Origin of the sequence: Rhodopseudomonas pentothenatexigens, assembly GCF_900218015.1 — a bacterium.
GTDB classification, from domain to species: Bacteria; Pseudomonadota; Alphaproteobacteria; order Rhizobiales; family Xanthobacteraceae; genus Rhodopseudomonas; species Rhodopseudomonas pentothenatexigens.
The window spans coordinates 40786-61440 of sequence record NZ_UFQQ01000027.1; the positions used below are offsets into that span (position 1 = coordinate 40786).

At 66.3% G+C, this 20655-nt stretch carries 18 protein-coding genes; 13 read left to right on the forward strand and 5 right to left on the reverse strand.

The window, feature by feature from the left end:
* Positions 1 to 21: 21 nt before the first annotated feature.
* Together DWA33_RS20550 and DWA33_RS20555 are read left to right on the forward strand one after the other, a co-directional pair.
* Complete coding sequence (locus tag DWA33_RS20550) at positions 22 to 1545, forward strand: helicase HerA domain-containing protein (RefSeq protein WP_114360372.1); 1524 nt, start codon at positions 22 to 24, stop codon at positions 1543 to 1545.
* Positions 1546 to 1643: 98 nt separating this feature from the next.
* Positions 1644 to 2753, forward strand: coding sequence for an S-(hydroxymethyl)glutathione dehydrogenase/class III alcohol dehydrogenase (locus DWA33_RS20555; RefSeq protein ID WP_114360373.1), 1110 nt, complete (start codon positions 1644 to 1646; stop codon positions 2751 to 2753).
* Positions 2754 to 3047: 294 nt separating this feature from the next.
* Here DWA33_RS20555 and pqqE read toward each other — a convergent pair whose 3' ends face one another.
* The 5 genes from pqqE to pqqA form a co-directional block, all read right to left on the reverse strand.
* Complete coding sequence (gene pqqE / locus DWA33_RS20560) at positions 3048 to 4226, reverse strand: pyrroloquinoline quinone biosynthesis protein PqqE (RefSeq protein ID WP_114360374.1); 1179 nt, start codon at positions 4224 to 4226, stop codon at positions 3048 to 3050.
* Positions 4223 to 4531 carry a pyrroloquinoline quinone biosynthesis peptide chaperone PqqD gene (gene pqqD, locus DWA33_RS20565; RefSeq protein ID WP_114360375.1) on the reverse strand — a complete coding sequence of 103 codons (309 nt, stop codon included), beginning with the start codon at positions 4529 to 4531 and terminating at the stop codon, positions 4223 to 4225. Before pqqD ends, pqqE begins: the two co-directional genes overlap by 4 nt.
* 4 nt (positions 4532 to 4535) lie before the next feature.
* Complete coding sequence (gene pqqC / locus DWA33_RS20570) at positions 4536 to 5300, reverse strand: pyrroloquinoline-quinone synthase PqqC (RefSeq protein WP_181902436.1); 765 nt, start codon at positions 5298 to 5300, stop codon at positions 4536 to 4538.
* Positions 5297 to 6223: a pyrroloquinoline quinone biosynthesis protein PqqB gene (pqqB, locus tag DWA33_RS20575; protein ID WP_114360376.1), complete on the reverse strand. Its 927-nt coding sequence runs from the start codon at positions 6221 to 6223 to the stop codon at positions 5297 to 5299. The genes pqqC and pqqB overlap by 4 nt, the downstream gene beginning before the upstream one ends.
* Positions 6224 to 6332: 109 nt before the next feature.
* On the reverse strand, positions 6333 to 6413 hold the full coding sequence (pqqA, locus tag DWA33_RS20580) for a pyrroloquinoline quinone precursor peptide PqqA (RefSeq protein WP_013503240.1): 81 nt from the start codon (positions 6411 to 6413) through the stop codon (positions 6333 to 6335).
* A gap of 297 nt (positions 6414 to 6710) precedes the next feature.
* On the opposite strand from pqqA, the gene DWA33_RS20585 reads away from it, so the two are divergent.
* From DWA33_RS20585 to DWA33_RS20635, 11 genes are all read left to right on the forward strand, one after another.
* Positions 6711 to 7442 (forward strand): GntR family transcriptional regulator, encoded by a 732-nt coding sequence (locus DWA33_RS20585; protein WP_114360377.1) that lies wholly within the window; start codon positions 6711 to 6713, stop codon positions 7440 to 7442.
* 113 nt (positions 7443 to 7555) lie between these two features.
* Positions 7556 to 8833, forward strand: coding sequence for a formyl-CoA transferase (gene frc, locus DWA33_RS20590; RefSeq protein WP_114360378.1), 1278 nt, complete (start codon positions 7556 to 7558; stop codon positions 8831 to 8833).
* 210 nt (positions 8834 to 9043) lie between these two features.
* Positions 9044 to 10057 carry a Bug family tripartite tricarboxylate transporter substrate binding protein gene (locus DWA33_RS20595; RefSeq protein WP_114360379.1) on the forward strand — a complete coding sequence of 338 codons (1014 nt, stop codon included), beginning with the start codon at positions 9044 to 9046 and terminating at the stop codon, positions 10055 to 10057.
* Positions 10058 to 10131: 74 nt separating this feature from the next.
* The gene (locus tag DWA33_RS20600; protein ID WP_114360380.1) at positions 10132 to 10629 is read left to right on the forward strand and encodes a tripartite tricarboxylate transporter TctB family protein; all 498 of its coding nucleotides are present in this window, start codon (positions 10132 to 10134) and stop codon (positions 10627 to 10629) included.
* Between the two features lie 18 nt (positions 10630 to 10647).
* Entirely contained in the window at positions 10648 to 12174 is a 1527-nt protein-coding gene (locus DWA33_RS20605; protein ID WP_114360381.1) for a tripartite tricarboxylate transporter permease, read from the forward strand.
* 115 nt (positions 12175 to 12289) lie between these two features.
* Positions 12290 to 13270: a 2-dehydropantoate 2-reductase gene (locus DWA33_RS20610; protein ID WP_114360382.1), complete on the forward strand. Its 981-nt coding sequence runs from the start codon at positions 12290 to 12292 to the stop codon at positions 13268 to 13270.
* Between the two features lie 156 nt (positions 13271 to 13426).
* Positions 13427 to 14212, forward strand: coding sequence for a fumarylacetoacetate hydrolase family protein (locus DWA33_RS20615; protein WP_114360383.1), 786 nt, complete (start codon positions 13427 to 13429; stop codon positions 14210 to 14212).
* A 243-nt stretch (positions 14213 to 14455) separates the two neighbouring features.
* The gene (locus DWA33_RS20620) at positions 14456 to 15451 is read left to right on the forward strand and encodes an NAD(P)H-dependent flavin oxidoreductase (protein ID WP_114360384.1); all 996 of its coding nucleotides are present in this window, start codon (positions 14456 to 14458) and stop codon (positions 15449 to 15451) included.
* 45 nt (positions 15452 to 15496) lie between these two features.
* Positions 15497 to 16465, forward strand: a complete 969-nt coding sequence (locus tag DWA33_RS20625; RefSeq protein ID WP_114360385.1) for a quinone oxidoreductase family protein — start codon at positions 15497 to 15499, stop codon at positions 16463 to 16465.
* Between the two features lie 118 nt (positions 16466 to 16583).
* On the forward strand, positions 16584 to 17963 hold the full coding sequence (locus DWA33_RS20630; RefSeq protein ID WP_114360386.1) for a cation-efflux pump: 1380 nt from the start codon (positions 16584 to 16586) through the stop codon (positions 17961 to 17963).
* A 215-nt stretch (positions 17964 to 18178) separates the two neighbouring features.
* The gene (locus tag DWA33_RS20635; RefSeq protein ID WP_114360387.1) at positions 18179 to 20488 is read left to right on the forward strand and encodes a PAS domain-containing sensor histidine kinase; all 2310 of its coding nucleotides are present in this window, start codon (positions 18179 to 18181) and stop codon (positions 20486 to 20488) included.
* The last annotated feature ends 167 nt before the right edge of the window (positions 20489 to 20655 follow it).

A 20655-nucleotide genomic window follows, 5' to 3' on the forward strand; every position in this document is an offset into this window, starting at 1 on the left:
AAGGAGACCTCGGGCCGAGCCATGACCGTTGCGATCGAAATGGGGCAAACCAATTCAGGCGCAACCGCGGCTCTCGATCTCGAGGAACTGCTGGCGACGCGGCTGCTGGTGCAGGGCAATTCCGGCTCGGGCAAGTCGCATCTGCTGCGCCGCCTGCTGGAGCAGAGCGCGCCCTGGGTGCAGCAGGCGATCATCGATCCCGAAGGCGACTTCGTCACGCTCGCCGAGCGATTCGGCCATCTCGTCATCAACGCCGAAGACCACACCGAGCGCGGCCTGCAGGTCGCCGGCGAACGCGCCCGCATTCACCGCGTCTCGGCGGTGCTCAACCTCGAAGGCCTGGACGCCGAGAACCAGATGCGCCGCGCCGCGGCGTATCTCGACGGCATGTTCAACACCGCGCGCGACCATTGGTATCCGATGTTGGTGGTGGTCGACGAAGCGCAGCTGTTCGCGCCCGCCGTCGCCGGCGAAGTCTCCGACGAAGCGCGCAAATTGTCGCTCGGCGCGATGACCAATCTGATGTGCCGCGGCCGCAAGCGCGGCCTCGCCGGCGTGATCGCCACGCAGCGGCTCGCCAAGCTCGCCAAGAACGTCGCAGCCGAAGCGTCGAACTTCCTGATGGGCCGCACCTTCCTCGACATCGACATGGCGCGTGCCGCCGATCTGCTCGGCATGGAGCGGCGCCAGGCCGAAGCTTTTCGCGATCTCGAACGCGGCCAGTTCATGGCGCTCGGGCCCGCGCTGTCGCGCCGGCCGCTCGGCTTGCGGATCGGGCCGACCGAAACCCACCCGCGCAACTCGACGCCGCGCCTGATGCCGCTGCCGGAAGCGGCCCTCGAAGACGCCCGCGCCGTGATCCTCGCCGCACCGCCGCCGGAGACCACCGCAACGCGGCCACAGCGCCGCGCCCCCGCGCCGGATCTGCTCAGCCAGTTGATGGCGGCGAAGTCGGTGGCGATCGATCCCACGCCAGAGCCCGAGGCGCCGCCGCTCAGCGACGAGCAGATCGCCGAGCGCCGCGACCGGCTCGACCGCATCCTGCGCGCGATCCTCGCCGAACCCGATGCCGGCTTCCGCGCCATCGGCGTGCTGTATCAGGAGTTCGTGGTGCGCTGCCGGATCGAAGGCCTGGCCACCGCGATCCCGGACATGACCGAGTTTCGCCGGATGCTGACGCACGCGCGCGCCGGCCTTACCACCGAGATGGCCGCCGATGATGCCTGGCAGGACGTGACGCTGCGCGCCTCCACCCTGCCCGACGATATGCAGGGCGTGTTCATGATCATCGCCCGCGCCGCCAAGGAAGGTTGGCCCTGCCCGGGTGACGCCGCGATTGCGCGGGCCTACGGCACGCACTCGCTGCGCCGCGCGCGGCGGCTGCTGACCTATATCGAAGAACAGGGCCTGATCGTCTGCCAGTTCGACGGCGCCGGCCGCCGCACCGTGACGCTGGTCGAACTCGCCTGGGCCACCGCGCCCGGCGATCCCAACGCGCCCGACGATCTGCCGCTCGAAGACGAGCCGCGCGCCGCCTCGGCGTGAGCCCCGTCGCCTCAACAGGCTAGAAAACGGTTCAAGTCGGCGCGCCGATTTGCGATACGAGAGGCAATCGCAGTTTTGCCGATGCCAGGAGGATCGCCATGAAGACACGGGCCGCCGTCGCGTTCGAGGCCAAGAAGCCGCTCGAAATCGTCGAGCTGGATCTCGAAGGGCCGAAGGCCGGCGAGGTGCTGGTCGAGATCAAGGCCACCGGCATCTGCCACACCGACGCCTACACGCTCGACGGCTTCGATAGCGAAGGCATCTTCCCCTCGATCCTCGGCCATGAAGGTGCGGGCATCGTCCGCGAAGTCGGCGCCGGCGTCACCTCGGTGAAGCCGGGCGATCACGTCATTCCGCTGTACACGCCGGAATGCCGGCAGTGCAAAAGCTGCCTGAGCCAGAAGACCAACCTCTGCACCGCGATCCGCGCCACCCAGGGCAAGGGCCTGATGCCGGACGGCACCTCGCGCTTTTCCTACAAAGGCCAGACCATCTATCACTACATGGGCTGCTCGACGTTCTCCAACTTCACCGTGCTGCCGGAGATCGCAGTCGCGAAGATCCGTGAGGACGCGCCGTTCGACAAGAGCTGCTACATCGGCTGCGGCGTCACCACCGGCGTCGGCGCGGTGGTGAACACCGCCAAAGTCACGCCAGGCTCCAACGTCGTGGTGTTCGGCCTCGGCGGCATCGGCCTCAACGTCATCCAGGGCGCCAAGATGGTCGGTGCCGACAAGATCGTCGGCGTCGACATCAACGACGACAAGGAAGAATGGGGCCGCCGCTTCGGCATGACCGACTTCGTCAACCCGAAGAAGATCGACGGCGACATCGTCCAGCATCTCGTCGGGCTCACCGACGGCGGCGCGGACTACACCTTCGACTGCACCGGCAACACCCAAGTGATGCGCCAGGCGCTGGAAGCCTGCCACCGCGGCTGGGGCGTCTCGGTGGTGATCGGCGTCGCTGAAGCCGGCAAGGAAATCTCGACGCGGCCGTTCCAGCTGGTCACCGGCCGCGTCTGGAAAGGCAGCGCGTTCGGCGGCGCCCGCGGCCGCACCGACGTGCCGAAGATCGTCGACTGGTACATGAACGGCAAGATCGAGATCGACCCGATGATCACCCACGTGCTGAAGCTCGACGACATCAACAAGGGCTTCGATCTGATGCACGAAGGCAAGTCGATCCGTTCGGTGGTGGTGTACTAACTGCGCCCCGTCATTCCGGGGCGCGCGCAGCGCGAACCCGGAATCTGCAATGCCACTCACCTCTCAACGTCATTCCGGGATGCGCTGCGCAGCAGCGCAGGCCCGGAATCCATACTCCCTGTGCCTACGTTTGCGCACAGCCGTTGTCAGGCCGTGGATCAGCATCAACTCCCGGGGATATGGATTCCGGTTCGCCGCTGGCGCGGCGCCCCGGAATGACAAACGAGGGGATGTGTTTGCGAAGAGATCCGGATTCGCGCTGCGCGCGCCCCGGAATGACGTGGTGAGTTGGTGCTACGCATCCTTAGCCGTGCCGCCGGCGAAGTTGCGATACAGGAAGCGGTCACTGCCGGACGTGGCCTCTGCTTCTGCGGTCTTGAAGATGCGGTCGTGTAGCGGCGACAGCGCGCAGGCGGGGTCGGTCGCGGCGGCGTCGCCGGCGAGCGCGAAGGCCTGGCAGCGGCAGCCGCCGAAGTCGATCTCCTTGAACGCGCAGCTCGCGCACGGCTCCTGCATCCATCCGGTGCCGCGATAGCGGTTGAACGCTTCGGCGTCGCGCCAGATCTCGGCGATCGACGCGCCATCCCGGACAGATGGAAAGTCGAGCCCGGTGATGGTCTCGGCGGCGTGGCACGGCAGCACCTTGCCGCTCGGCGAGATGTTGAAGAACTGCCGCCCCCAGCCGCCCATGCACTTCTTCGGCCGTGCCGCGTAGTAGTCCGGGATCACGTAGTCGATCGCCAGCACGCCTTTCAGCCGCTCGCGCGCCGCCTCGACCGTCGCGGTGCAATCCTTGATCTGCGCGATCGTCGGCATCAGCGCGGCACGGTTCTTCAGCGCCCAGCCGTAATACTGCACATTGGCGACTTCGAGCCGATCGGCATCGAGCTGCACCGCCATCTCGATGATGTCCGGCAGCAGGTGCAGGTTCTGCCGGTGCATCACCGCATTGACGGTGAGCGGCAGATCGAGCTCGCGGGTCCAGCGCGCGACCTCGAGCTTCTTGGCATGCCCGCCGGCAAAGCCGCCGACGCGGTCGGCCAGCGAAGCCTCGCTGCCCTGAAAGCTGATCTGCACATGCGCGAGCCCAGCATCGGCCAGCGTCGCCAGCCGCTCGCGGCTCAGCAGCACCGCAGAAGTAATCAGATTGGTGTAGAGCCCGACCTCGGTCGCATGCCGCACCAGCTCGACCAGATCCTTGCGCGCGGTCGGCTCGCCGCCGGAGAAATGCACCTGCAGCACGCCGATGCGCGCGAGTTCGCTGAGCACCCGCTTCCACTCGTCGGTCGACAGCTCCGCGCCGCCCCGCTCCAGCTCCAGCGGATTGGAGCAATACGGGCATTGCAGCGGGCAGCGATGGGTCAGCTCGAGCAGCACCGCGAGCGGAATCCCGAAGGTCTCGGCGACGCTGCCGGGCTTCTCCAGCACGGCGATGCCGTCGGACCCTGTAGCGCTGGCAGCAGTCTCGGTCATGGCGCGGTCTCCCGCGCCTCGGTGAGAAAGCCCTTGTCGGCGAGGTCCTGCAGCATCGCCACCACGTCGCGGCCGATCTCGGCGCGGCCCGCGGCGTACTTCGCCGCCAGCGCATCGATGATCGCCGCCACATCGCGCGCGCCGTCGCAGAGCTGCAGGATTTCGACCGCGATCTCGTCCGGCGCCAGCACCCGCTCCGGCGCCAGGATTACCCAACGCTGCCTTGTGTCGTCGAACTTCAGCCGGGCGTGCCGCGGCAGCACCGGGCGGCTCGCCTCGCTGACGCTGATGCGGCGCGGCGCCATCGGCTCAAGACCCTTGCGGCACGAACGCGCCGGGCGGGATATGGCCATCGACATAAGCGTGATGCAGCGCATCGAGCTGCGCCCACAGCACGTTGGTCTTGAAGATCAGCGCGTTGCACACCGCTTCGCGCTCGGCCGGCGTGGTGGCGTGCTGCTTGACGTAAGTCAGCGCAAAGTTGGCATCGCGCGGCGCCTGTTCCAGCCGGCGCTTGAAGTAGCTCATGATCTCTGGGTTGACGAAGTCGTAATGCGCCAGCATGCCCGCAATGCGCTCCTCGTGCAGATTGGGCGCAAATAACTCGGTCAGCGACGACGCGATCGCTTCCAGCGGCGTTCGATCGCGGACGAAATGCACATAGGCGTCCACCGCAAACCGCGTCGCCGGCAGAATACCCTGCGTGGATTCGACATAAGCGCTGTCGAGGCCGAGCCCTTCGGTCAGTTTCAGCCAGCGCTCGATGCCGCCTTCGCTCGAAAGATCGCCGTCGTGGTCCTCGATCCGGTGCCGCCACTCGACCCGGGTGGCGCGGTCGCGAAACCGCGAGATCACCACCGCGTCCTTGATCGGGATCGAGCTCTGATAATAGTAACGGTTCAGCGCCCAGGCCTGCACCTGCCCCTTGTTCAACTTGCCGCCATGCAGCAGGCGGTGAAACGGATGCAGATTGTGATAGCGCGCGGCGCCGATCTGGCGCAGCGCGGCTTCCAGCTCGTCGGCATTGGCGAGCGGCGCGGCGCCGTTCAGCGAAAACGCGGTCATCGCATTCACAGCGTCACCTCCGTGCCGTCCGCCGGGATCTGCCAGCCGGCCGTTTCGAGCTGCCCGCGCTCGGCCGAGTGAGTCAGCAGCGCCGGATTGGAATTATTGACGTGAACGAACAGCTTGCGGCCGACGTCGAGATCCGCAAGCGTGGCGATTGCGCCGTCGTCGCCCGCCATCGCGATGTGGCCCATCGCCTGCCCGGTCTTGGCACCGAGGCCGGCGGCGATCAGTTCGTCATCGCGCCACACCGTGCCATCGAACAGCACCAGCGGCGCGCCGGCGAGCCGGGCCTTGAGATCGTCGGTGACCCGCGCACACGCGGTCAGCACATGCACCGTCTGGCCGCTCGCGGTCTCGGTGATGCTCAGCCCGAGCGTATCGCCCTCACCGTCCGCACCGCCCGGATGGGTCTGCCCTTCGAGATACCACGCGCCTTTGCCCGGCACCGCAAAGGCATTCACCTCGAGCCCAGATGGCGCGCCGTCAGGCAGCCGAAGTGCAAACGGCTGATCGACCGCGATCGGCTGCCGTGCCACCAGCTTTTCATTCAGCACGTTGAAGATGCTGTTGGCCTTCAGGATCGCCAGCACCTTGGCGTGCGCATAGATCGTGAACGGCGAGCCCTCGCGCATCGACAGTAGTCCCGCGACCGCATCGACCTCGCCATTGGTCAGGATCACGCCCGCGATCGGGCTGTGACGCAGCGAGCCTGCGCGCGGATGCAGTTGCGGCGTCGCGATGATCTGCTGGCGCAGGTCGGGTGACGCGTTGATCAGGAACCAGTGCGCGCCATCGGCGCTGACCGCCACCGAGGCCTGAGTCCGGCGCAGGTCCGGATCGGCGAAGGCCGCACGGCACACTTGGCAGCCGCAATTCCATTGCGGCACCCCGCCGCCGGCTGCTGCGCCGAGAACGATCACCCGCAGCATCGACCGCCTTCCGCCAAAGCCTTCAACGACGACACATCGCAAACAGTCGCGACCGACAGAGACTGCCGATCGCGCCGTTCGCCGTCGTTACAACAAAGCCGCGATTCGATTACTTGCGCGCCGCGCAGGCGTACATGTTGATTTCCATGCCGACCGCGATCTCGACGATTTCCGGTTTCTTCCAGGCCATGAGGTCCTCCCGATGTGCAGGTCTGATGCCGCAATGGCAAACGATAAGTCTGGTTCATAACCCGCGCAAGCAAACAGCGTTGCGCAGTGCAGCGATCACAGCGCGGTGAAGCACGGCATGGCCGGTTCCGGCGCTGAAGCGAAACGCACGGCTTCGGCGATCGCCGCCTGGCATGCCAGAACGTCGCACGAACATGACAGGAACGAGGAAACGTGCTGACCGTCGTCTTGACCGTGTGGCATCTGGTATGCCACAGCAGCATCGACGACGGCCTGCAGTTGCCGCCAGAGAGGCCTGATGATCGCACGCGCCCGCCCCACCGCGAACGACATGCCTGCCGAGCCGGAGCTCGGCATCATGCGGCTCGCGCCGGAGACCAGCTTCAAGACCAAGGCCTACGAGGCGCTGAAGCAGGCGATCCTGAAGATGGACATCTACACCACGCCCGAGCCGGTGATGCTCGACGAGCGCGCGCTATCGGACAAGCTCGGCGTCAGCCGCACGCCGATCCGTGAAGCGATCGCCATGCTCGAACAGGAAGGCCTGGTGAAGGCGGTGCCGCGGCGGGGCATCATCGTGGTGCGCCGGACCAAGGCGGAGATCGTCGACATGATCCGCGCCTGGGCGGCGCTGGAGAGCATGGCGGCGCGGCTGATCACCATCGTGGCGCGCAAGCGTGACATCGCGGCGCTCCGCGACGTGTTCAAGGAGTTCGGACCCGACCGGCTGCCGCAGGATCATATCGACGAATATTCCCGCGCCAACATCGTGTTCCACCAGGCGCTGATCTCGCTCAGCGAGTCGCCGGTGCTGGTCGACATGACCAACGACATCCTGATCCACGTCCGTGGCTATCGCCAGCTCACCATCGGCCGCAAGGAGCGCATCGCCGCTTCCCTGCCCGAGCACCTGGCGATGATCGAGGCGCTGGAGGCACGCGACACCGAACTCGCCGAGAAGCTGGCGCGCGATCACACGCTGCGGCTGGCGGCTTACGTCGAGGCCCACGGCCAGGAGCTGTTCGCCTGACGCGGCGACCGGCCGATGCGACAGAACAAGGACGTCCGCCACGGATCGCCGCGGCGGACGCACCGACGGGAGAGATGCCGCTTCGGCGCGCAGGAGACAACAGGAGCACGACCATGACCAAGGCGCTCGACGGCGTTCGCGTTCTCGACTTCACCCACGTCCAGTCCGGCCCGACCTGCACACAGCTCTTGGCGTGGTTCGGCGCCGACGTGATCAAGGTGGAGCGCCCCGGCAGCGGCGACATCACCCGCGGTCAATTGCAGGACATCCCGAAAGTGGACAGCCTGTATTTCACCATGCTGAACCACAACAAGCGGTCGATCACGCTCGACACCAAGAACCCGAAAGGCAAGGAGGTGCTGACCGCGCTGATCCGCACCTGCGACGTACTGGTGGAGAATTTCGGCCCCGGCGTGCTCGACCGGATGGGCTTCACCTGGGAGAAGATCCAGGAGATCAACCCGCGGATGATCGTCGCCTCGATCAAGGGCTTCGGTCCCGGACCGTATGAAGACTGCAAGGTCTACGAAAACGTCGCGCAGTGCACCGGCGGCGCCGCCTCGACCACCGGTTTCCGCGACGGCCTGCCGCTGGTCACCGGTGCGCAGATCGGCGACAGCGGGACCGGGCTGCATCTCGCGCTCGGCATCGTCACCGCGCTGTATCAGCGCCACCACACCGGCCGCGGCCAACGCGTCACCGCGGCGATGCAGGACGGTGTGCTGAATCTGTGCCGCGTCAAGCTGCGCGATCAGCAGCGCCTCGCCCATGGCCCGTTGAAGGAATACAGCCAGTTCGGCGAAGGCATCGAATTCGGCGAGGCGGTGCCGCGCGCCGGCAATGACTCCGGCGGCGGCCAGCCAGGGCGTATCCTCAAATGCAAGGGCTGGGAGCAAGATCCGAACGCCTACATCTACGTCATCACCCAGGCGCCCGTGTGGGAAAAGATCTGCGACGTGATCGGCGAGACCGGCTGGAAGACGCATCCGGACTACGCCACGCCGCCGGCTCGGCTGTCGCGGCTCAACGAGATCTTCGCCCGGATCGAACAATGGACCATGACCAAGACCAAGTTCGAGGTGATGGAGATCCTCAATGCCGACGACATCCCCTGCGGACCGATCCTGTCGATGAAGGAACTCGCCGAGGACCAGTCGCTGCGCGCTACCGGAACCATCGTCGAGGTCGATCACCCGACCCGCGGCAAGTATCTGTCGGTCGGCAACCCGATCAAGCTGTCGGACTCCCCCACCGAGGTGAAGCGCTCGCCGCTGCTCGGCGAACACACCGATGAAATTCTGCGCGACGTCCTCGGCTACAGCGACGCCCACGTCGCCGAGATCCACGACTCGGGCGCGACCACGCCGCCGCGCAAGCAGGCGGCGGAGTAATTGCTGCATCGCTGCACCAGCGGACCGCGCGGGCACCGCGCGGTCTGGCTGCGCGCCACCACGGTACTGACTATTCCAATCAGACTCTCGCTTTGCGACGATTTCGTTTGCAAGCAACGTCAGGTTGAGGGAACATCGCTCGGATAGCAACTGATAAGTGCATCAAGCCGACGGTCAAGATCGGCGTTCATTCCAAGGGAGAGAAACGGCATGACACGTCGATTAGCTCGTCTTGCGTTTGGCGTCGTGGTGGCGGTCGCCGCGGGCCTTCCGGCCGCTCCGGCGAACGCGGCCTGGGAGCCGACCCGGCCGGTCGAATTCATCGTTCCTGCCGGCACCGGCGGCGGTGCCGACCAGATGGCGCGGACCATCCAGGGCATCGTGACCAAGTACAATCTGATGAAACAGCCGCTGGTGGTGGTGAACAAGTCCGGCGGCGCCGGCGGCGAAGGCTTCCTCGACGTCAAGGCGGCGAGCAACAACCCGCACAAGATCATCATCACGCTGTCCAATCTGTTCACCACGCCGCTCGCCACCGGCATTCCGTTCAACTGGAAGGATCTCACCCCGGTGGCGATGCTGGCGCTCGACGAATTCGTGCTCTGGGTCAACGCCGACAAGCCGTACAAGACGGCGCAAGACTACGTCGAGGCGGTGAAAGCGGCGCCGCCCGGCTCGATCAAGATGGGCGGCACCGGCTCGAAGCAGGAAGATCAGATCATCACCGTGGCGCTGGAGAAGGCTGCGGGAATCAAGCTCACCTACATCCCCTACAAGGGCGGCGGCGAGGTCGCGGTGCAGCTCGTCGGCAATCACATCGACTCCACTGTCAACAATCCGATCGAGGCGGTGGCGCAATGGCGCGGTGGCAAGTTGCGGCCGCTGTGCGTGTTCGACGCCGCGCCGATGGACTACGCAGAGCCGGTCGCCGACGGCAAGGCGTGGAAGGACGTCCCGACCTGTAAATCCCAGGGGCTCGAGATCGAATACGTGATGCTGCGCGGCATCTTCATGGGCCCCAAGGCCAAGCCGGATCAGGTCGCCTACTATGTCGATCTGTTCAGGAAGGTCCGCGACACCCCCGAGTGGAAGGACTTCATGAAGAGCGGCGCCTTCAACACCAGCTTCATGACCGGCGACAAATTCGCCAAATGGGTGTCGAACGAGGAGAAGCGCCACGAGACGCTGATGAAGGAAGCCGGCTTTCTGGCGCAGGGTAACTGACGTGGGCGAGGCTGTGATCGATCAGGGCGGCGCGACACCGGTCGTCGCGCCGCGCCGCTCCGCCGGGGCAGCCGATGTCCAGCCCGCCTGACATCAACCTCGGCCCGTCGCACAAATCGGTCGAGGCGATCGTCGCCGTGCTGATCGCCGCGTTCGGCGTCGTCGTCGTGATCGGCAGCCTCAAGGCCGGCATCGGCTGGGGCGCCGAGGGACCGCGCGCCGGCTTCTTCCCGTTCTATGTCGGGCTGCTGATCGTCGCCGCGAGCGTGATCAACCTGATCAGCGCGCTGCGCGATCGCCACGGCCGCCTGTTCGCCGAATGGGGCCAGCTCGGTCACGTGATGAGCGTGCTGATCCCGAGCACGATCTTCGTCGGCACGATGCCGTATCTCGGTCTGTATGTGTCCAGCGCGCTGTTCATCGGCTGGTTCATGCGACGGCTCGGCAAATATCGATGGCACATCGTCCTGGCGGTCGCGATCGGCACGCCGGTGGTCACCTATCTGATCTTCGAGCGTTGGTTCCTGGTGCCGCTGCCCAAGGGTCCGCTCGAGGACTGGCTCGGGCTCTAGTGCGGGGACTGATCGGGGATGGAAGAGCTCGCCAATCTGTTTCACGGCTTTTCGGTCGCGCTGATGCCGTTCAACATCCTGGTGATGGTGATCGGCATCGTGCTCGGCGTCATCATCGGGGTGCTGCCGGGGCTGGGGGGCGCCAATGGCGTCGCGATCCTGCTGCCGCTCACCTTCAGCATGCCGCCGACCTCGGCGATCATCATGCTGTCCTGCATCTATTGGGGCGCGCTGTTCGGCGGCGCGATCACCTCGATCCTGTTCAACATTCCAGGCGAGCCGTGGTCGGTCGCCACCACCTTCGACGGCTACCCGATGGCCCAGAAGGGCAAGGCTGGCGAGGCGCTGACCGCGGCCTTCACCTCCTCCTTCGTCGGGGCGCTGTTCGCGATCGTGATGATCACGCTGGTGGCGCCGCTGGTGGCGCGGTTCGCGCTGCAGTTCGGTCCCGCCGAGAAATTCGCGGTGTACTTCCTCGCCTTCTGCAGCTTCGTCGGGCTGTCGAAGGAGCCGCCGTTCAAGACCGTCGCGGCGATGATGGCCGGTTTCGCCCTCGCCGCGGTCGGACTGGATTCGATGACCGGGCAGCTCCGTCTGACCTTCGGCTACACCGAACTGCTCAACGGTTTCGACTTCCTGATCGCGGTGATCGGCCTGTTCGGCATCGGCGAGATCCTGCTGACGATGGAGGACGGCCTGAGCTTCCGCGGCGGCAAGGCCAAAATCAATCTCCGCGTGGTGCTGCACACCTGGCTGGAACTGCCGCGCTACTGGATGAGTTCGCTGCGGTCCTGCGTGATCGGCTGCTGGATGGGCATCACCCCGGCCGGCGCGACACCGGCCTCGTTCATGAGCTACGGCATCGCCAAGCGGGTCTCGAAGAACGGCAAGAATTTCGGCCAGGGCGAGATCGAGGGCGTGATCGCGCCCGAGACTGCGGCCCACGCAGCCGGCACCGCCGCGCTGCTGCCGATGCTGTCGCTCGGCGTTCCCGGGTCGCCGACCGCCGCGGTACTGCTCGGCGGCCTGCTGATCTGGGGCCTGCAGCCCGGACCGATGCTGTTCGTCGAACAGAAGGAGTTCGTCTGGGGCCTGATCGCGTCGATGTACCTCGGCAACATCGTCGGGCTGGTGATCGTGCTGACCTGCGTGCCGATCTTCGCCGCGATCCTACGGGTCCCGTTCAGCATCGTTGCCCCGCTGATCCTGGTGCTGTGCGCGATCGGCGCCTACTCGGTGCACAACTCCACCTTCGACGTGATGCTGATGCTCGGCTTTGGCGTGATCGGCTATCTGATGAAGAAGTGCAACTACCCGATGGCGCCGCTGGTGCTGGCGATCGTGCTCGGCGACAAGGCGGAAGAAGCGTTCCGGCAGTCGCTGCTCGGCTCGCAGGGCTCGCTCGGCGTGTTCTTTTCCAACGGCCTGGTCGGCAGCATCATGGTGCTGGCGCTGGTCGCGCTGTTCTGGTCGCCGATCAATGACGGCTTTTCCCGGCTGCTCGCCGCACGCCGCGAACGTCCCCGCCCCGCGGGAGCGGAATGATTAGCATGCTTGCACGCGATCCCGATCTGATCGATAAGTTCCACCGCACCGCGCCGCGCGCGGTCGCAAAACCCACGATCGCCGGCTGCTAGCGGCGATGAGTTCAGGATATCCGATGAAAGTCTGTATCTACGGCGCCGGCGCGATCGGCGGTTACCTCGGCGTTCAGCTAGCCCAGTCCGGCGCGGCCGACGTCAGCCTGGTGGCGCGCGGCGCGCATCTGCAGGCGATGCAGGACAACGGCCTCAAGCTGCTGATCGACGGCGAGGAGCGCGTGGTTCGGCCGAAGGCGACCGACAAGCCGGCAGAGCTCGGCGTGCAGGACTTCATCATCATCTGCCTGAAAGCGCATTCGATCACCGGCGCGATCGATGCGATGAAGCCGCTGCTCGGCTCGCACACCCGCATCGTCACCGCGGTCAACGGCGTGCCGTATTGGTACTTCTACAAGCACGGCGGCAACGAATTCGAAGGCCGCACGCTGGAGAGCATCGATCCCGGCGGCCGGCAATGGAAGGAGCTCGGTCCGGAGCGCGGCATCGGCTGCATCGTCTATCCGGCGACCGAGATCGAGGCCCCGGGCGTGATCCGCCACGTCTATGGCGACAAGTTCCCGATCGGCGAGCCTTCGGGCGAGACCACCGCCGATGTCGAGAACCTGTCGAAAGTGTTCGAAGCCGCCGGGCTGAAGGCGCCGATCCTCGACCGCATCCGCGACGAAATCTGGCTGAAGCTGTGGGGCAACGTCTGCTTCAATCCGATCAGCGCGCTGACCCATGCGACGCTGGACGTGATCGCTTCCGATCCGGCGACGCGCGCGCTGTCGAAGGCGGTGATGCTGGAGGCGCAGCAGATCGCCGAGACCTTCGGCGTCAAGTTTCGGGTCGACGTCGAGCGCCGCATCGAAGGCGCCCGCAAGGTCGGCGCCCACAAGACCTCGATGCTGCAGGACCTCGAGCGCGGCCGGCCGATGGAAATCGATCCCCTTGTCACCGTGGTGCAGGAGATGGGCCGGATGACAAGCATCCCGACGCCCGCGCTCGACGCCGTGCTCGGCCTCGTCATCCAGCGCGCCAAGGTGGCGGGGCTGTACTGACGGTTCACCGTCCCACGCCCCGTCATTCCGGGGCGCTCGCGCCAGCGAGCGAACCCGGAATCCAGAGGTTGTTAGCACGCCTAGTCCATCGAGATTCCGGGTTCGCGCGTTTCACGCGCGCCCCGGAATGACTTCCGAGTTGAGGAACACTCCGCCATGACCAAATGGGTTCGTTTTCGGAAAGACGGCGCGATCGGGTTCGGCACCATCGCGCAGTCCGAGATCGCCGTGCGCGACGGCGAGATGTTCGGCGCCAACAAGCTGACCGGGCAGACGCTGCAGCTCGGTGACGTCGAGCTGCTCAGCCCCTGCGCGCCCGGCAAGATCATCGGGCTGTGGAACAATTTTCGCGCGCTCGCGGCCAAGCTCGATCAGTCGATTCCGCCGGAGCCGTTGTACTTCCTCAAAGCCACCACCAGCGTCGCTGCGCATGGCGCCGTGGTGAACCGTCCCGCGTCCTACGACGGCAAGGTGGTGTACGAGGGCGAGCTCGGCATCGTCATCGGCAAGCGCGCCAGCAACATTTCCGAAGCCGACGCGGCGTCGCACATCTTCGGCTACACCTGCGTCAACGACATCACCGCCGCCGATATCCTCAATCGCGATCCGAGCTTCCCGCAATGGACGCGCGCCAAGAGCTTCGACGGCTTCGGTCCGTTCGGCCCGGCGATCGCCACCGGGCTCGATCCGATGGCGCTGTCGATCCGCACCATCCTGAACGGCGCCGAGCGGCAGAACTATCCGGTCGCCGACATGATCTTCGCGCCCGCCAGGCTCGTCAGCCTGCTGTCACACGACATGACGCTGGAGCCCGGCGACCTGATCTGCTGCGGCACCTCGGTCGGCGTCGGCGTGATGAAGGAACCAGTCAACGCCGTCACCATTGCGATCGAAGGCATCGGCGAGCTGCACAACGAATTCCGCCAGACGGCGAAAGCCTGACACTCTCGCCCCCCAACACACGTCATTCCGGGGCGCGCGCAGCGCGAACCCGGAATCCCGAAGTTGTTTTCACTCCGCCGAGATTCCGGGTTCGCTCGCTGCGCGAGCGCCCCGGAATGACGCGGGAGACGCGCACCACTCCCCTCCCCACGCATTGGACATTTCGCTGGCGCTTCGGCAATCTCCCGGCCGCCAGCAACAGCAACAGGCGCGTCAGGCGCCGGAATGTCCAAGGGGGACCAGATGATCAAGACCCGTTTCACCGAAGCCTTCGGCGTCGAGCATCCGATCGTGCAAGGCGGCATGCAATGGGTCGGCCGGGCCGAGCTGGTCGCCGCCGTCGCCAATGCCGGCGCGCTCGGCATGATCACCGCGCTGACGCAGCCGACGCCGGAAGATCTCGCCAAGGAAATCGCGCGCTGCCGCGAGATGACCGACAAGCCGTTCGGCGTCAATCTCACCATCCTGCCGGCGATCAAGCCGCCGCCTTACGCCGAGTATCGCCGCGTCATCATCGAGAGCGGCGTCAAAATCGTCGAGACCGCCGGCAACAAGCCGCAGGAGCACGTCGAGGAGTTCAAGAAGCACGGCGTCAAGGTGCTGCACAAATGCACCAGCGTCCGCCACGCGCTGTCGGCGGAGCGGATGGGCGTCGACGGCATCTCGATCGACGGCTTCGAATGCGCCGGCCACCCCGGCGAGGACGACACCCCCGGCCTGGTGCTGATCCCGGCCGCCGCCGACAAGATCAAGATCCCGATGATCGCTTCCGGCGGCTTCGCCGATGCGCGCGGCCTGGTCGCGGCGCTGGCGCTCGGCGCCGACGGCATCAACATGGGCACCCGCTTCATGTGCACCAAGGAGAGCCCGATCCATCAGGCGGTGAAGGAGAAGATCGTCGCCAATGACGAGCGCTCCACCGACCTGATCTTCCGCACCCTGCGCAACACCTCGCGGGTCGCCAAGAACTCGATCAGCCAACAGGTGATCGAGCTGGAGAAGCAGGGCGCGACCTTCGAGCAGGTCAAGGAGCTGGTCGCCGGCTCACGCGGCAAGATGGTCTATGTCAACGGCGACACCGACGAAGGCGTATGGTCGGCAGGGATGGTGCAGGGCCTGATCCATGATATTCCGAGCTGCGCCGAGCTGGTGTCGCGGATCGTGCGCGAAGCCGAGGCGATCATCCGCGGCCGGCTCGAGGCGATGACCTCGGGCGGCGCGCGCGAGGCCGCGGAGTAGGACGCGCGCGCCGGGTCGGCGCCGCGAACACAGGACGAGCTTGCGATGAAAGCCTATGTCTACGGCGCCGCCGGCGCCGCCATCACCGAGATCGACAAGCCGGCGCCGAAAGGTCCGCAAGTCCTGATCCGGGTCCGCGCCTGCGGGCTCAACCGCGCCGACCTCGGCATGACCAAGGGCCACGCGCACGGCGCCGCAGGCGGCGTCGGCGCGGTGCTCGGCATGGAGTTCGCCGGCGAAATCGAAGCGCTCGGCGACGAGGCCTATGGCTGCAAGGTCGGTGACCGGGTGATGGGCTCGACTGTCGGCGCGTTCGGCGAACACACCCTCGCCGATCACGGCCGGCTGCTGCCGTTGCCCGATGACATGAGCTTCGAGGAGGCCGCCACCCTGCCGGTCGCGCTCACCACGATGCACAATGCGGTGGTGGCGATCGGCAGGCTGCGCTCCGGGCAGTCGGTGCTGGTGCAAGGCGCCAGCTCCGGCGTCGGGCTGATGGCGATGCAGATCGCCAAGCTGAAGGGCGCGCGCCAGGTGATCGGCTCGTCGACCGACAAGGGCCGACGCGAGCGGCTGCAGCAGTTCGGCGCCGATCTGGCGATCGACTCCTCCGGCGACGGATGGGTCGACCAGGTACTCGCCGCCACCGGCGGCGCCGGCGTCGATCTCGTGATCGACCAGGTCTCCGGCCCGCTCGCCAACCAGAACCTCGCCGCCACCCGGGTGCTCGGCCGCATCGTCAATGTCGGCCGGCTCGGCGGCACCCATGGCGATTTCAACTTCGATCTGCACGCCGCCCGCCGGATCGACTATGTCGGCGTCACCTTCCGCAGCCGCAGCGTCGAAGAGGTCCGCGAGATCTTTCGCCAGGTCCGCGGCGACATCGGGCCGGCGGTCGCGGCGCGCAAGCTGACGCTGCCGATCGATCGGGTGTTCCCGTTCGCCGAGATCGGCGCCGCGTTCGCGCACATGGAAGCCAATCGGCATTTCGGCAAGATCGTCGTGACGCTCTGACCGCACCGGCCTCGGCCACAGCCTGCACCTAAGAACTATTCGCAGCTCAATATGAGTTGCGAACACCTGCCTGCCGGTGCGGCTTTTCTGCGCCGCATCGGGCTGCTAAATCCCCGCCATGAACGAGTTCGCCAGTGCCAAATCCCGCGTCGCTGCGATTTCCGTCGCGGCGAGCGCCTCGATGGCGGCGGCGAAATTCGCCATCGGCATCGCGATCGGGTCGCTGGCGCTGATCTCCGAAGCGCTGCACAGTTCGATCGATCTGGTCGCGACGCTGATCACCTGGTTCGTGGTGCGGATCTCGGACCGCCCGGCCGACGACGCACATCACTACGGCCACGGCAAGATCGAAAGCCTGTCGGCGCTCGGCGTCATCGCCCTGCTCTACGTCCTGGCCGGCGGCATCCTGGTCGAAGCCTTCAGCCGGCTGCGCGAGGGCGCGCCGCCGCCGACCTTCTCGTATCTCGCCTTCGCCATCCTGATCGTCGACATCGTCGTCAATCTGTGGCGGGCCTGGGCTCTGCACCGCACCGCGGTCGCGACCAAGAGCCAGGCGCTCGCGGCCGACGCGCTGCATTTCAGTTCGGACGTGCTGAGCTCGTTCGCGGTGATCGCCGGTCTGGCGCTGTCGGCCTACGGCTTCGCCTGGGGCGACGCCGCGGCGGCGATCGGCGTCGCGGTGATCGTGTCGATCCTCGGCCTGCGGCTCGGCCGCTCCACCATTCAGACCTTGCTCGACCGCGCGCCGGACGGCGTTTCCGAGAAAGCGCGCGACGCGATCGGCGCGGTTCCGGGCGTGGTCGGCATCGAGCGGCTGCGCGCCCGCATGGTCGGCCCGACGCATTTCATCGACGCCCTGGTCGAGGTGCCGCGCACCTATCCGATCGACCGCATCGACGAGATCAACCGCCAGGCGCAGGAATCGCTCACCGCGGTGTTCGGCGACGCCGACCTCACCTTCACGGCGATTCCGGTGGCGCGCGACAACGAGAGCGTGCGCGAGCGGATCATGGTGATCGCGCGCAATTCCGGCCTCGCCGTGCATCACGTCACGGTGCACGATCTCGGCAACAAGCTGATCGTCAGCATCGATCTCGAGGTCGACGGCGACATGCCGCTGATCGAAGCGCACGACATCGCACACAGGCTCGAGGATCACATCCGCGACGAGTTCGGCCACGACGTCGAAGTCGACACCCACATCGAGCCGCTGGAGCCCGAGCTACCGCACGGCTCCGACGCCGCGCCGTCGCGCGTCGAGGAAATCCGCGCGGCGCTGTACGACCTCACCCGCGAGGGCGCGATCCACGACGTCCACAGCGTCCGCGTCCGCGACACCGAGGCCGGCGAGATCGTCAACTTCCACTGCTACGCCGACCCGTCGATGAGCGTGATCGCGGTGCACGATCAGGTCGACGAGATCGAACGCCGGCTGCGTGCCGAATTCCCCAGCGTGAAGCGCGTGATCAGTCACGCCGAACCGCCGAATGCGGATTGAACGCGTCGCATCGGTGCGACACCGCAATCGTTCTCGTTTCGGACTCGACTCACGAAAAAATGTCGGCGCGATTCACCTTTGGATAAGAATTTTTCCGACGGCCCGAGTCGTTGACTCTCGACAGCCCACTAAAAGTCGATTCAAATCCTAATCATGATTCGAACGGCGCTCGCTGCTTCGAACGGGTGCTGACGGATACTTGGTGGGGGCCACGTATGGCGCGCGTGCAGGCAGCGGACGCCTGCGCTCAATCCGATTCGATCAAAGGATTGGCGCAGTCGATCGCTAAACCGGCCTACCACCGGCTGCTCAACGCGGAGCCGGTGCTGCGGCGAGCGGTCCCCCTGCTGATCATCGCCTTCCTCGTCACCATCTTCTTCGGCGCCGCCGTCCAGATCATCGAACAGAGCAAGCAGAAGCGCGGCGCCCTGCACCGCGATCTCAGCGCGCTCGCCGATCTGCTCGCCGAGCGGCTCGAACACATCGGCGTGGTTCGGCTCGATCGTCCGGCCTCGATCGAGCGGCTGCAGAATCTTTTGCCCGCGCTGATCCCGGCCTGGGGCATCGCCGCGGGGCGCCACATCATTATCACCAGCGCCGATCAGCGCATTCTCGCGCGGGTGCCGAGCGGCAGCGAGTCCGGCGTCGACAACCGGTTTCTCGAAGTGCTCGGCGCCGCGTCGCTGGCCAAGGCGGCGCAGCAGGGCGGCATCACCGAGATCGTGCTGCCGGGCGGCGCCACCGCACTGGCGACGATGCACATCGTCAAGTCGCTACCGGGACAGGTGGTGATCATCCAGCAGGACACCGGCTCGGTGCTGCGATCCGACACCGCGCTGCAGGTGACGCTGTCGGCGACCACCGGCTTCGTCGTGCTGATCCTCGGCTTCGCGTTCCACTGGCAATCCACCCGGGCGCGCGAAGGCGACCTGATCAACGACGCGGTGCGCAGCCGGATCGACACCGCGCTCAACCGCGGCCGCTGCGGCCTGTGGGACTGGGATCTGAGCCGCGGCCGGATCTTCTGGTCGCAGTCGATGTTCACCCTGCTCGGCCTGGAGAGCCGCAACGATCTGCTGACGTTCGGCGAGGTCAATGCTTTGGTGAAAGGCGAGGACATCGACCTCTTCGAGATCGCCGACGAATTGGTGGCGGGCCGCGTCGACCACATCGACCGCAGCTTTCAGATGCGTCACGCGCAGGGCCACTGGATCTGGCTGCGGATGCGCTGCGAGCTCAGCCAGGAGGCCGGCTCGGCCGACAAGCACCTGATCGGCATCGCGGTCGACATCACCGAGCAGAAGAGCCTCGCCGAACGCTCGGTCGAGGCCGACCTGCGGCTGCGCGACGCGATCGAGACCATTCCCGAAGCGTTCGTGCTGTGGGACGCCGACAACCGCCTGGTGCTGTGCAACTCGCACTTCCAGCGGCTGCATAAGCTGCCGGACTCCGCGGTGACGCCCGGCACCTCCTACGAGACCATCCTCGAGGTCGGCCGGATGCCGCAGCTCCGCACCCGGCTGTGCGACAACGGCGGCGTCGCGCCCGGCGCCCGCACCTTCGAGGCGCAGCTCGATGACGGCAACTGGCTGCACATCAGCGAGCGCCGCACCAAGGACGGCGGCTACGTCGCGGTCGGCACCGACATCACCCGGATCAAGGCGCACGAACAGAAGCTGGTCGACAACGATCTGCGGCTGCGCGCCACCGTCGCCGATCTCAAGATCACCCAGACGAAACTGGAAAAGCAGGCGCATCAGCTCGCCGACCTCGCCAGCAAATACGCCGACGAGAAACGCCGGGCCGAGGAAGCCAATCAGACCAAGTCGAAATTCCTCGCCAATATGAGCCACGAGCTGCGCACGCCGCTCAACGCCATCATCGGCTTTTCCGAGATCATGGGCAGCGGCATGTTCGGCACGCTGGGCTCGGAGAAGTACCAGGAATACTGCCACGACATCATGACCAGCGGTCACTACCTGCTGGAGGTGATCAACGACATCCTCGACATGTCGAAGATCGAGGCGGGCCGGATGCGGCTGGAGATGGAGCCGCTCGATCTCGCCAAGACCATCGGCGAGTCGCTCAAAGTGGTGGCCGGCCGCGCCGAGCACAAGCATCTCGATCTACGCGCCGAACTCAGCGACCAGATTCCGGTCGTCGCCGACCGCCGCGCCATCAAGCAGGTCCTGATCAACCTGCTGTCGAACGCGGTGAAGTTCACGCCAGACGCCGGCCGCGTCACGGTGCGCGGCCGCGTCGCCGGCGGTTCGATCGTGCTGATGATCGCCGACACCGGCATCGGCATCCCGCCGCAGTCGCTGCGCCGCCTCGGCCAGCCGTTCGAGCAGGTCGAGAGCCAGCTCAGCAAGACCTACCACGGTTCGGGACTCGGCCTCGCCATCGCCAAGTCGCTGGTCGGCCTGCACGGCGGCTCGATGCGGCTGCGCTCGACGCTGGGCGCCGGCACGGTGGTGATGGTCACCCTGCCCCGCACCTGCCAGCAGCGCTCCCTCGCCGCCTGATCTCTTCTCATCGCCACGTCTCTGCTCAGCGCCGCTGCCGCGCGCCGAAAGGGAGATTCCTGTATCTGCGAGGTGCTGGTGCATAGTCAGCACGACAGAGGCCGCTCGGTAGATTCCCGGCCGATCATCTCGCCGTAACCCGGTGCGGGCGCCTCTGTCGGTGTTGC